Origin of the sequence: Nonomuraea glycinis, assembly GCF_035920485.1 — a bacterium.
GTDB lineage: Bacteria > Actinomycetota > Actinomycetes > Streptosporangiales > Streptosporangiaceae > Nonomuraea > Nonomuraea glycinis.
On record NZ_CP109166.1, the window covers coordinates 4246055 to 4258155 of the forward strand.

At 61.9% G+C, this 12101-nt stretch carries 12 protein-coding genes and 2 pseudogenes; 7 read left to right on the forward strand and 7 right to left on the reverse strand.

Translation table 11 applies throughout. From position 1 onward, the window contains the following. Positions 1-55 precede the first annotated feature (55 nt). The gene (locus OHA68_RS20210; RefSeq protein WP_327106819.1) at positions 56-829 is read right to left on the reverse strand and encodes a transposase family protein; all 774 of its coding nucleotides are present in this window, start codon (positions 827-829) and stop codon (positions 56-58) included. Between the two features lie 314 nt (positions 830-1143). On the opposite strand from OHA68_RS20210, the pseudogene OHA68_RS45320 reads away from it, so the two are divergent. The 3 genes and pseudogenes from OHA68_RS45320 to OHA68_RS20220 all read left to right on the forward strand — a co-directional run. Beyond that, positions 1144-1611: pseudogene (locus OHA68_RS45320) on the forward strand (HNH endonuclease signature motif containing protein); the annotation flags it as partial. A 6-nt stretch (positions 1612-1617) separates the two neighbouring features. Continuing rightward, the gene (locus tag OHA68_RS20215) at positions 1618-1770 is read left to right on the forward strand and encodes a hypothetical protein (RefSeq protein ID WP_327109008.1); all 153 of its coding nucleotides are present in this window, start codon (positions 1618-1620) and stop codon (positions 1768-1770) included. A gap of 91 nt (positions 1771-1861) precedes the next feature. Next, complete coding sequence (locus OHA68_RS20220; RefSeq protein WP_327109009.1) at positions 1862-2323, forward strand: HNH endonuclease signature motif containing protein; 462 nt, start codon at positions 1862-1864, stop codon at positions 2321-2323. A gap of 361 nt (positions 2324-2684) precedes the next feature. Here OHA68_RS20220 and OHA68_RS20230 read toward each other — a convergent pair whose 3' ends face one another. The 3 genes from OHA68_RS20230 to OHA68_RS45325 form a co-directional block, all read right to left on the reverse strand. Further along, complete coding sequence (locus tag OHA68_RS20230; protein WP_327109011.1) at positions 2685-4253, reverse strand: P-loop NTPase family protein; 1569 nt, start codon at positions 4251-4253, stop codon at positions 2685-2687. A 779-nt stretch (positions 4254-5032) separates the two neighbouring features. Then, the gene (locus OHA68_RS20235; protein ID WP_327109012.1) at positions 5033-5878 is read right to left on the reverse strand and encodes a hypothetical protein; all 846 of its coding nucleotides are present in this window, start codon (positions 5876-5878) and stop codon (positions 5033-5035) included. Beyond that, the gene (locus tag OHA68_RS45325) at positions 5832-6674 is read right to left on the reverse strand and encodes an SMODS domain-containing nucleotidyltransferase (protein ID WP_407674472.1); all 843 of its coding nucleotides are present in this window, start codon (positions 6672-6674) and stop codon (positions 5832-5834) included. Before OHA68_RS45325 ends, OHA68_RS20235 begins: the two co-directional genes overlap by 47 nt. 517 nt (positions 6675-7191) lie before the next feature. Here OHA68_RS45325 and OHA68_RS45330 point away from each other — a divergent pair. Beyond that, positions 7192-7266 (forward strand): annotated as a pseudogene (locus OHA68_RS45330) (hypothetical protein); the annotation flags it as partial. A gap of 272 nt (positions 7267-7538) precedes the next feature. On the opposite strand, the gene OHA68_RS20240 reads toward OHA68_RS45330, so the two are convergent. Continuing rightward, entirely contained in the window at positions 7539-8741 is a 1203-nt protein-coding gene (locus OHA68_RS20240; protein WP_327109013.1) for a helix-turn-helix domain-containing protein, read from the reverse strand. Further along, positions 8738-9034: a putative quinol monooxygenase gene (locus tag OHA68_RS20245; RefSeq protein WP_327109014.1), complete on the reverse strand. Its 297-nt coding sequence runs from the start codon at positions 9032-9034 to the stop codon at positions 8738-8740. The genes OHA68_RS20240 and OHA68_RS20245 overlap by 4 nt, the downstream gene beginning before the upstream one ends. A gap of 253 nt (positions 9035-9287) precedes the next feature. Here OHA68_RS20245 and OHA68_RS45335 point away from each other — a divergent pair, with 253 nt between their 5' ends. Continuing rightward, entirely contained in the window at positions 9288-9635 is a 348-nt protein-coding gene (locus OHA68_RS45335; RefSeq protein ID WP_407674473.1) for an ATP-binding protein, read from the forward strand. A gap of 224 nt (positions 9636-9859) precedes the next feature. On the opposite strand, the gene OHA68_RS20255 is transcribed toward OHA68_RS45335, so the two are convergent. Beyond that, a complete protein-coding gene (locus OHA68_RS20255; protein WP_327109016.1) occupies positions 9860-10654 on the reverse strand; it encodes an RDD family protein in 795 nt (264 codons plus the stop codon). Positions 10655-11022: 368 nt separating this feature from the next. On the opposite strand from OHA68_RS20255, the gene OHA68_RS20260 reads away from it, so the two are divergent. Both OHA68_RS20260 and OHA68_RS20265 read left to right on the forward strand, forming a co-directional pair. After that, positions 11023-11385 (forward strand): beta/gamma crystallin domain-containing protein, encoded by a 363-nt coding sequence (locus OHA68_RS20260; RefSeq protein ID WP_327109017.1) that lies wholly within the window; start codon positions 11023-11025, stop codon positions 11383-11385. Between the two features lie 117 nt (positions 11386-11502). After that, a complete protein-coding gene (locus OHA68_RS20265) occupies positions 11503-12057 on the forward strand; it encodes a formyltransferase family protein (protein WP_327109018.1) in 555 nt (184 codons plus the stop codon). Positions 12058-12101 lie beyond the last annotated feature (44 nt).

Sequence of the window (12101 nt, forward strand, 5' to 3'; positions counted from 1 at the left end):
GGGGTTTCTCGCTTTTAGAGATAGCCCTCAAAGGATCACTGAACCTATTTCAGGCTCACGCGGCTTGGGCGACGCGATGGTTTTGAAGGACGGCGATGGCCTTGCAGAGGTGGCCCGCCTTTGACGGGCTGCAGCGGAGCTTTCGGAGGATCTTCCAGCTCTTCAGCTGGGCGTTCGCACGCTCGCCGGGTCCGCGGAGCTTGGCATGGGCGCGATTGGCCTGCTTCTGGGACTCGGGCTTGCCCTTGCCCTTGTACGGGGTGAGCACCGGGCCCTCGGCTCCCTGATACGCCTTGTCCGCCAGGGTGATGATCCCGGCTTGCTTCAGCGCACGCAGAATGCCCCAGATGCGGGCGGCGGTCAGATCGTGGGCCTTGCCGGGCAGGGCACCCGAGGTCCACAGGATCGTCCCATCCGGTGAGGCAATGACCTGCACGTTCATGCCATGCACACGGTGCTTGCCGGAGAAGTACGGCCGGTCGGCCTTGATCCGGTCGGTGCAGATCAGGGTGCCGTCCAGCACCAGGTAGTGCAGCCCGTCCTGCCGGGCCTTGCGCAGTGCTTGGCCGAGCTTGGGCGAGCGGGCCGACAGCAGCGCCACCGTCTCCTCCACGTATCGCCACGCGGTTGTCGTCGATACCCCGAAGCCGGCACCGAGCTCGGCGTAGGTCTCGCCCTTGCGCAGGTAGACCAGCACCAGCAGGGCCTGCCGACCGGGATTGAGCCGCCGCCAGATCGACCTCATCGTCTTACGGTGCCTGCGGATCACCCCGGCCACGTAGTTCAGCGTCTGATGCGACAAATCGACGGCGGCACGATAGAAAAGCACCTGAAGCTCCTGGTGGCGACGGTGTGGATTGTGGTGATCAACCCGTCTACCAGGAGCTTCTTGCTGTCACCGGCCGAATCACGACATCGCAATCATCCTGCGACCAGGGCACTCGCCGCGGAACCTGGAAAAGGTTCACTGTTCCGTCCCTGTTCCGTGGCAGTAGCTGTTTTGTCGACTGGACCACTCCTGGGGTCTGGGTCTTCGGCGGTGGGCAGACCTTCCTAGGCCACTGCATTTGTCGGTGACCATCCGTATCTTGATCTGAGATTCTCAGGAGGGGGTGACAGGTGGCGGGGCGCGCGGGGGACCGGATGTGTGAAGAACCCGGCTGTAATCGACAGCAAAGGGCTCGTGGGAGATGTACTCCATGTCTGAGCCGGGCGTATCGGAACGGGGAGATCGAGCGAGTACAGATTCATGGGCGTGTCGGTTGTGAGGTTGAAGGCTGTGTCCGCCCCCATCAAGCCAAGGGCTACTGCAATGTCCACTACGCCAATCTTCAACGCACCGGTGAACCAGTGGCGGCCCGAAAGGTTGTGCGGGGGACTGTGGAGGAACGATGGCTTGCGAAGGTCATCCCAACCCCAGACGGGCATTGGCTGTGGCCCACCGTGCCTAAAGGGTGTCCGTATCCGAAGCTGGGGGTGACAGTCGACGGTAGGCAGACGACAGAGTACGCGCACCATGTTGCTTACCGGTGGGCCTACGGTGCCCTTCCTGAGGGCCGCGTCGTCCACCACACCTGCGGACTAAGGCTCTGCTCTAATCCTGAGCACCTTCAGGAGGTGGACGCAGTTGCGAACCGTTTGGAGATGAAGGAACGGGTCAGCCTTCAGCGAGAGATCGCGGCACTCAAGGTTGCGATCGCATCGCTCGAAGCGGCGGTCAACGAGGCAAGTTCGGGAAAGGAGGCGGCAGGAGATGCCTCGATGGCCTGAGGACCGTGAGACCCGCAGATGTGTTGTCTCTAGATGCGAAGGGAAGCACGCAGGTTATGGCTACTGTAAGAAGCACCTGTATCGCTTCCAGATGAACGGCGACCCGCTTGTCGTGCGTCATCACGTGGACACGGGAACCGTGGAGGAGCGCTTCTGGAAGAAGGTGAAGCCGGGGCCGGATGGGTGCCAGTTGTGGGGTGGCGCGAAGTTGCCGGATCCCAAGCTCCCTGCCGAAGAACGGTATGGCATGTGGACGTGGGATGAAGACGGTCGGACGCTGCGCAAACTCGCTCATAGGTACGCTTACGAGCGAGTCAAAGGGACCATTCCGGAAGGAGTGCAGCTTCATCACACCTGTGCCCGTCGAGGCTGTGTCAACCCTGAGCACCTCCAGCTTGCGACGGCGCTGGAGAACACGGCCGAGAGCCTCCAGCGGAAGCATCTCCGTTCGCAGCGAGACGCACTTTTGGAGCGTTACTCGGTATTGATCGCGCAGGCTCAGGCGATCGGTTTACAGGTGGAGACGGAGACGCTTCCGAGCAGCGACGCCTAATCGAGGCCGCCCTGACCGATAGCGTGAGGACGAGGCATGCGGTCATCGATGGCCTTGCGAGCGCGGTCGTGGGAGCCGGGCATCATATGGGCGTAGACACGGAGGGTGAAGCCCGGGTCAGCGTGTCCAAGGTATTTGGCGAGTTCCCTGACCGAGACGCCGCCGGCCAGCATGACGCTGGCGTAGTAGTGGCGGGCTGGCCGCGCTGCGGCTCTTCGGCCGGTCGCGGCCAGCGCCGCCCGCGCGTTCTTCAACGCCGAGTTGGAGGTCTCCAGATGCCCCAGCCAGCGAGCTTAGATGGTGCCTCGAAGGGTCGGCCTTGCAGTGGCAGCACGCAGCCGGGCGAGTGTAGCTGAGGAGCTTACTCGAAAGGCAATTCCACTTCTTCTGAGACCTCGCCGCCGCCGTTTCCCTTTTTGCCCTTCGCTGAAGACTCAGTCCAGTTTGGCTCATAGACCCATTCGGCACGCCTTAGCTCGTCAGACTTCCCAACCTTCCAGAATTCCACCGGAGCTTTGCGCATACGCCTCTGTACGAGAGCAGCGAAGTCCACCATAAATACGACCGTCTCTACGCCGCGCCACGTCGCCGTGTTCGGCCTCGTGGTCATGATCCGGTGAACGAATCTAAGGTCTTCGAGTTCGACAATCTCCCGCCCCCAGCCAGTATCCATGTGCTCGCGACGCACAAGAAAAAAGAAGGTATCGCGATCTCGGACGAACTTCACAAGATCGTCGAATCGAGATTCAAGAGTCGGGGCATCTCTTCCAGCATCATTGCGTAGATCGGTCTGCTTGCGTTGGAGACGCAGCCCCGCAGCTGCCTGGACGTTCTCAGCACCAATGGCAAAGGGATCATTGCTCCCCTCACCTCGCTGGGAGGACTCCCATCCGGCATCGGCCGCCGCGATAAGAAGGTCAAAATAGTCGCGAGCAACGGCACCGCCAGCGATCAACACTGCTCGCTCACGCGCCGTCGGCGTAAGAACATCCTTGACCTTGAATCCGGCAGGGGCAAGCACCCCGTTTGTAACTTCTTCAAGAAAGGTCTGCGCTGTTGCGAAGTCCGCCAGGCCAACGTCAAGAGAGAGGTGCTGAAGGTCGTGCGGCGGCTGCATTCCGAGTGGAGGGTCGCCATCAGCGAATGACTGCGTCCTTGAGTGAACACTGCCAATTTTCAACCAGACGTTACTTCGTTTCGTAATACCATGAAGGTGGTCCAGGACGAGTGGCTGCTTTTCTTTGGCAATGAAGTAGAAGTCGTCGAGTACGACCAGGAGAGCCTTCCGCCCTTCGAGATTAGCGGCGCCCTCCAGAACTTGCGCGATTGCAGGAGCTAGGTCGCGCAGGAAATCCTCCTTGCGACGTGTTCGTGTGGAGGTCTCCGAAGTCTTCGTTCGTCTAGACCTTGAGCCTGCAACCGATGCGCTCAACTTCGCGTACTGCTTGGCCACGCCGCCTCGCAGGCTAACTTTTATGTCACTTGTCCGCGCCTCATCGCTCTCAATGCTTTGCGTGACCTCAGCGCCAGCCCTACGGAGAGCATCAAGGACGGTGAGCAACTCCTTAACCTTTCGGCGAAGCTGTCGCTGCGGCTTTTTCCACCCTTGGGGTTCGATCTCCTGGAGGATGTCGATGATGATCTCGATTAGGACATCAGGGTAGGAACGAGACTTGTGTGTCTCTACGTCTACGAAGATGACCCGGGCGCCGCGTTCCTCTGCCCGCCGCTGAAGAACAGCGAGTGTCGTGGACTTGCCGACGCCTCGACGGCCTGTGACCAGGTGGTTGACGGCTGACTCAAGTGTGGCCACCGTGCCGGGGCGAAGCTCGACAAAGCGATCACTCAAGGCGTCATCGGCCTGATTGGTCGTCCGCAGAGCGGCCGACAGGGCCGCTTTGAACGACTGAAGGTTGTCACGGTCCAGCAAGGTTGCCCTCCAGCGCCACGTTCTACGCGGACCAGGCTAGGTGCCGCGTGCAGGGTTTGCCCTGACTTCACCAAAAGTGCCGTGATGCTCCCTTGTATGGTGATGGTTGCTTGCAGGTCTTACGCCTGAGAGCGGATGCTCTGGCTGTCGCGTCGCTTCGGGTGCTAGGACATGGAGACCCTGCGCTCCGGGTCGGCTTGCCACCGGATACGCGGGTTGCTGTGGTCTGCTGTGCAGCAAGGAAGTACAGCAACGTCGCCTGGCACAGCCTGAGATCGTCCTGTACGGCGTCTTGAGCAGTAGCGTCGGCCCTCGACCATGGCCCTCCGCTTCACCTGTAATCAAGTATTCGGCTGAGGCCGGACGATCGCTGACTTCGGTCCTCGCCGAATGCGGTTTGGGCGATCGACTGCCGCGAATCGACTTCGTCGGTCCTTGTCATCGAGCCTGATGGCTTGGGCCTGCTGTACAGCAGGCATGGAGGAGAGGCCATGGCTACAATGCCCTTGCGCACCGGGTGACCATGCGCTGAAGTGACAATATCGCTAACAGCGATGTTCCCGCGCAGTTGTCCGCGCAATCGGCATACACGCCGTCCTCGATCGGCCATGCAAGCTGGGCCGGCATCCAGGTGCCAGAATGGTTTAGCTCCCTTCTGGGGGATTACTCCTCCCAACTCTCCGCCCGCGTGCGCGCCCGGGTATCAGACAACCTTTGCGAGTGTGTGTCGGGCTCACCAGTGGGGGATGTGGCCAGAGGCTGTCATGAGGTCAGGGAGACTATTGGATGCGCTGCTTCCATAGATCGTTCAAGCGGGCGCGTTCTCGGTGATACAGGAGGTCCGGAATCGGTGGCGCTGTAGCAGTGGCAACACAATAGTCGCCATAGACCGCCAAGAGAGCATCGAGTCGTACTGTTTTTAGCTCATCCTCGCTATATACAGCGAGCTTCTCTAAACGACGATCCAATGTCTCGATTTTGGCCTCAGCGGACCTCCAGGAGAGTATCTCGCTTACCTGAGTAACAGCAGCTCCAGATGCTAGTACTGCCACCAAAATGCGCGCAATAATTAGGTTCTGATTGGAAGCGAGCGGGATTGCGACAAGAACAGCCAGAGCGCCAATCGCCGAAAACCAGAGTGTTATATTCGTATATCGGGCGGCGGTGGCTTTGTATAGACACTTTCCCCAGAATGCGTTCTCCTGCATATGTTCACAGAGTCGTTGTACCCCTGCACTTGCGCCGCTCGCAAAGTAGTTCGGGTCCGCAGACGACTTAGCGGTCCCACGACTCTTCTCGCTGACGCGGCTTAGCCAATTACTCAAATCCAGCTTTTCTGAGGATCGACCCAGCGCATCTAGCAGAAGACCGCGCATTCTGCCCTCGTCACCTACACCATGAAGCTGACCGGCTTTATGCCGTGAGATCCATGAAGTCACCTGGGTAATCAACGCTAGCAACGCCGGAATGTATGTATAAGTATTGGGTATCAGAATGGAGCTGACGCCCAACACAAAGGTGGCCAACTGCAGCTGACGGCTTAAGCGATAGCCCTTAGAAGCTCTTGTAAGCTCCGCATTAGCTATGGAGATGATCTCGGTCGACAATAATGGGGAACTGCTCACCAAAAAGCCTCCTCCATAGAGAGGTAGATCTTACCATGTCCCCTATATCCTGTAGCTCGCAAGCTTGCCTTGCCGCATCACTTGCACCCTTGAGGCCGGGGGCCTTGACGTGCACTTGTGATCCCAGGCATGAAGCAGCATTGCGAAAGAACTCCGCGACGGCTCGCGGTAGTTCGGGAAGCCCTGCCGCAAACGTGTCGCAAGCAATCAATTCGAGCTCATATGAAGCAATCGGTTGCCTATTTATGCGCGCCCACCACTTGGCTGATCGAACTAATTTCTTGAAGTCGGGGCCGCAAGTTTGCGCGGCGGAAGAGACACGGCGAGACAGGTCTTCTGGGCGATACCTCAGCCACCCTTTTCGATCATTCCTGGGGATGTCAAAGTATCGGTTGCCATGTTGATCCCTGCGGTCAAAAGCAGGTAGAAAGTCGACGCAGAAATCGCCAGCAAGGGACACGGATACCGCAGCGCCGGATACTCCTGCATCATAGCTCGTAGTGCTTAGCGCTTTAATTATCAAATCAAGGGAGTATTCTACAGTGAGCTGTTGGGCTAATAGGGGATCAAGAATGGCGATCACATCAACGTCGGAGAATCGTTTTATCGCGGTAGAACGGACTATTGAGCCTGTTATAATGCACTCCGAGATTCCGCTGCCACGAGACACGTGCTCCATGAGCGCGCCGGTTCTCGCAAGCATTGACTCTCGCTCCATTTCGCCTAGCGATATTCTGGCGATGAACTCCGCGAAGCATTCCTGTATCGGAGTCATCGCCACGTTCGATGCGAGCATTCATCTCGAAACCACGCCAAGATCATCCCGATGCACCTCTTTGCGACGTTTAGGTATGGGGCTTGGTCCGTCTGTCCAATAATAGCGTCTACCGTCCCTGGAAAGAGGACGTCGATGTCTATCGATGTTCACCTCGGCCCACTTTCGAACTCTTGAAGTGTCCACACGTACCAGGTCAGAAGCGGACCCGGCGGGATGCCTTGTCGCCGCATAAGCGGTCGATGGACCGTCGGCTGTTGTACAGCCAAGTACAGCAACACCGACGTACAGCCGCACTCATCAACAGCCACCACCTGCTGCTTCGTCAGGAGAAAGACCTCTGGGCGGCGTGCCTGGCTCCCGTTTGCAAGCAGGCGCTCACCAAGGATCTGCGCAGACCGCTCCCATGCCCTGCCCTTGTTCCGTTGCTGTTCCGTGAGAGTGCCGGAACCAGCGAGAGGTGATGCGAGATATCCGCAGGCGTTGCCGCTGATCAGCCGCATGATCGAGCTGTTGTCGCAGGTGATCGCATCACGGGTCGAAGATCACCCAAATCTATGAGGGCACCAACCAGATCCAGCGCATGGTGCTGGCCCGGCAGTTGTCGAAGTAGGCGTTGACATGCGGATCCCCGCCTCCCGGAGACGGGGCTCCGCTTCACCCTCCGCCCCCACCCCTGACCACCTGAGCGGTGAGCCACCTACGCCCAAAGGTCCTCGCTCCGCTCGGGCTGTCTCCCAAGGCGCGCCTGGCGGCGCGCAAGGGCTGCGTAACTGGGCCCGGATTCGTCAGCTTCGAACGGTCGGCCGAGTCGCTGGCACCAGACGGCTGCCTGTTGAGATCTGCCGGTAGTCGACGCGGCTTTCGGTCTCCTCAATGGAGAAACTACGCTCCCACGCGCGCAGCCAGCCCGCGTAGCTCAGGGGAGGCTGGATCCCGCATCGTCAGCAGGTCGGAGACGAGTTGGTGTACGACCCGGTGGTTGCGGAGTTGTTCGGGCGTGATGGCCTCAGCCTCCAGCAGGGCGGTCACGGCTTCGTCGATCTGACGTCGCTGGGCGTGCGCGCGGGCGAGATCGACATACAGCCGGGCGCGTCGTTCATGTGACAGGGTGGCCGTTTCGATCATGGCCCCCACCCGGAGGGCGTGACCGGCGTCGCCCAGCTCGATCGCGATGGAAACCTCGTGGAGGGCGACGTTGGCCGGGCCGAACTCGGTGTTGTAGTCGTTGCGGCCGTCACCGAGACGCTCGGCCATCTCGCGGGCTTCGGCCAGGTGGTCGTAGGCGGTGTCGGCCTGATTGAGCTGGGCTGAGGCCAGGGCGCGTTGCAGGGTGAGGCCGCCCCACAGGGACATCGCCTCTGGTTTGCGCTGATCGGCCAGTGGCCGGAGTGCCTCGGAGGCGGTGCGGGCGGTCTCCTCGGCCTGGTCGAAGTGGCGTGCTCGGAGGAAGACGAAGCCGAGCCGGAAGGCGCCGGCGGCCATCATCAGCGGGTTGCCCGCGCGCTCGGCCGCGCCGATGGCCCGGTCGGCGGCGATCCACGCGGCTTCTGGCTCGCCGAGTTTGGCCAGTGACGCCGAGCAGGTCTGGTAGGTGGTGGCGAGCAGTTCGAACAGCTCGGCCTGGCGTTCGGCCGGGGCTGAGCGGACGGCGTTCTCCAACGTGGGCACCAGGCCGCGCAGCAGGTCGGCCAGGTCGTCGTAGCGACTTTCGTGGGTCAGCTCCCAAGCGTGATCTACCCGGGACTTGAGCTGCTGGGTAGAGGGCGCGGGCGCAGCGTGCAGCATGGCCTTGAGGGAGTGCGCACCGGAGAGCACCAGGCGCAGCCCTGCCGTACCGGGTACCTCGTCGTTGGTGGCGGCGACCACCGGTGCTTCGGCGGCCAGCTCGGAGAGCGGCAAGTCGAGCGTTTCGGCGACCTTCTCCAGCACCGACATCCGGTCGACCTTGCGTACACCCCGCTCCACCTGCGAAATCCACGCCACCGACCGGTCCACCAGCCGGGCCAGCTCCACTTGTGACAGGCCGCGCCGCTTGCGCTCTTGGGCGATGCGTCTGCCCAACGCCCGCTGGTATTCGGTGCTCACGACGCCGTGCCCTTTCCGCTCTGCAGCTCCAGCCAGTCGACCTCGACCGAGTCCAGCAGGTGTTCGCGAGCGGAGAGGAACCGTTTGGTGTGCTCGGTCTGCTCGTGGGCGTCGAAGGCGGCGCGGTCTTGATAGAGCTCGTAGAAGATCCGCTGGAGTGGCCGGCCGTCCACCCGGTGTGAGGCGTACACGATCGTTCCCGGCTCGTGCTGGCGGATCGCCTCGATTGTTTCACGCACGAGCTGGTCGAATGCTGCGGCGCTCGTCTCGTCCTTGCAGGTGAATCGCACCATGAGTCCGAACATGTGCACCTTCCTCTGGGCTCGCTGCATGTGTAGCTGACCAGTACTTATTGTGCGGCGCAAGTACACCAAGTCGCTTGTATTTGCAGTATGGCATCAGTACTTTAAGTGCTGATGGCTAGTAGTAGGGCTTTGACCTGCATAAACGCGAGGGCGGATCGGCGTGGATCGCACATCAAACCACCACAAAGAGCTTCATTCGTGGTGCCGAAACTTTCCCGGGGTCCGCACCCAGATTCGCGAAGTGCGCCGGTTCGTCACGAACTACCTAGCCAACCGCCCCGAAGCCGACATCGCCGAAATCGTCGTTTCTGAACTGGCTACCAATGCCATACGGCACTCTCGCAGCGGCGGGGCGGGCGGGCGCTTCGGCGTGACCGTCCACGCAGGCCGGGACCTGCTGATCCTCGCCGTCCTGGACGAAGGCGGCCCATCCAGCCCACACCTGCAGCAGGTCGATGAACATGAGCTGAACGGCCGCGGACTCCACCTGGTCGATCAACTGACGACGCGCTGGGGCGTCCACGGTGACGAACACGGCCGGACAGTCTGGGCCCTCCTGCCCTTCGCACCAGAGACACCTGCCACATGACCCCGTGCCCAGCCCCCCACGTCCCGCCGCCGGACGACAACTGCACATCGTTCACATGACTGGAGGCAGACAGCACGACGCGATGCCGGGCGAAGGCGTGGACCTGCGACTGCGGCGACATCGTGTACGCGCTATGTACCGCCGGCGGGCAGACCTTCCTCAAGGGCAGTCTCCGCAACGACCCCACGGCTTTCGCCACCACAGGTCTTCTCCGGCGTGGACGGTCAGCCAAGGGCTTTCGTCGACGGCCGGTCGTGGAGGACCCGAGTGCCGGCCAGGCGGTCGTGCAAGGTGCGAGCGGCCGGGTCGGCCACCGACCACAGGCCGTCCACCAGGAGCACGACCAGCCCGTACTCTGGCACGCAGACGAGGACAGGGAAGACGAGCGCGCGGATCGCGGCCCTGCGCCAGCCCGGCCAGTGGCCGGTGCGGGCGGAGACAACGCGGATACGCATGAGCCGCTTGCCGGGCGTCCGTCCCGTCAGCACGTAAAGGAACGCGGGTACGGCGATGAGCAGCGATGCCGGTGCGTTGGCCCTGAGCCAGTTCAAGAGGCCGTAGTCCAAGCTGCTGAACCCGCCCTCGAAGAGACCCAGGAAAGCGACGAAGACCAGGTAGTCGAAGGTGAACGCCACCGCCCGGCGCCCGGCCCACCCACTCGGCCATGCGTCCCTCACGTTCTGGGAGGCCGGCAGCACCAGCAACGCCGAGAGCAGGAGAGCCGACTCCGCAGGCCCGTAGGCGCTCGCCACGGTCGCGAACCACTCGCCGCTCAGCACGGGGATCGTCGAGCAGCCGTCCTCGGCCACGTACGTAGGGGCGGCCGGTCCGACGATCGCGAGAAGGACGAGCGGGCCGGCCACCCGGCGGCCGGTGACCGCCGGCTTCAGGAACCCCGTGAGGACGAGGATCGAGGGCACACCCCATGCGACGGCCAGGTTCGCGATCTCGTAGGTGTCCCCCAGGAGTGCCGACGCCAGTCCGGTGAGGCCGAAACCGCCCTGGTCGTACAGCCCCACGCAGCTCTGGACCATAGCGGAGGACCCGTACTCGACTTGCCAGATGCTCCAGGTCGGGTACGCGGCGGCGGCTAAGGCGGCTGCCCAGGCGAGTCGGGCTGATCGCGACAAGATGATCTCCGTGTTCGCGACACCTTAGCGGTACGGGATGGCACGCCCGATGGCCGGCCGCGCTTCGACTGGTTGCCGTAGACGGCCACGGGCCAGGGTGTGGCCTGGCAGTCGGTCCCTGCCCGCCGGCGATGTCCCAATGTGGGGTTGCGATCCGCTGTATCAGGCTTTGGCAAAGCTGTAGTAAATTTACAGCCGCGATCACATGGTGTGATCAAGGCAGTGAATATACGCGACCAGCGCCGAAAGGGTATACCGTGAAAGTTTTCAAGAAAGCCGTCGTTGCGGCATCCGCAGCGTTCCTCTTACCTCTCGTCACCGCCACTCCCGCGTTCGCGACGAACACCACCGAGTGCAACAACCGCACGGATCTCGTCGTAATCGAGCACCAGAACGGCGTCACGTGCTTCGCGAATCCGGGGACGATCGCCTACGAACTCCACGGAGTCAGGCGACTCTCGACCGGGAACAACAGGGTCCAGGTCGCTTGGGAGAACAACGGAACCTACCATACTCGGCAATACGACAAATGGGTCGTGGTCACATCCCAGACGCACGGTGACGGCACGCCGGTCGGACCGATTTTTCAACGAATGTACCAGCTTTGGCTTACGCCTTAGTTTCTATCCTGAGCCGGTGATCTCCCGAATGGCTTCGGTTCGGGTGCCGATGCCCAGGGAGACTTCTCGCCAGGAACGGGCTCCGCGAGCCACTGGATCCGCTGGCGGAGCAGGGCGATGGCCATCCAGCGGAACAGCAGGTTGTGCGTGCGAAACATTCATCCCGCGCTCCTCCCCAAGTACGGTGGGCGCGGGATGTACGGTCTGCATGTTCACCGGGCCGTCCTGGCGGCAGGCGAGATGATGTCTGGGGCGTCCGTTCACCTTGTGACGGCCGAATATGACGAAGGCCCCATCGTTGCTCGTCGAGAGGTCCCCGTCTTCCCCGGAGACGATCCAGAGAGCTTGGCAGAGCGGGTCTTGGCCGCCGAGCACATCCTCTTGCCCTCGGTGATCCGGGACATGGCGGTCCAATCGATGGGTGACGGTCAAACGGGAGAGCGCACCTGCGCGATGACGTGCCGGGGCGGTGGGCTTCGTAACCTATCCGAGGGCAGCGCCAAGCTTGCCGAGGGCGCTTCGCTTCTCTCCGAGGCTACGGCGTCGCGGATTGCTCCCAGGGCCATCAGCCGACAGACCGCGGCATCTCGCCTGGTGGTCGAAGTCGCCGTTGGCGAGCAGCGTGCGGAGTTTCAGGACGGCTTCGGCGCCGGCGCTCCGCCCGGCTGTTGACGCGTTCGTGCGAAATATTCGCTACCCGGCGGCCGGAGCGCCGT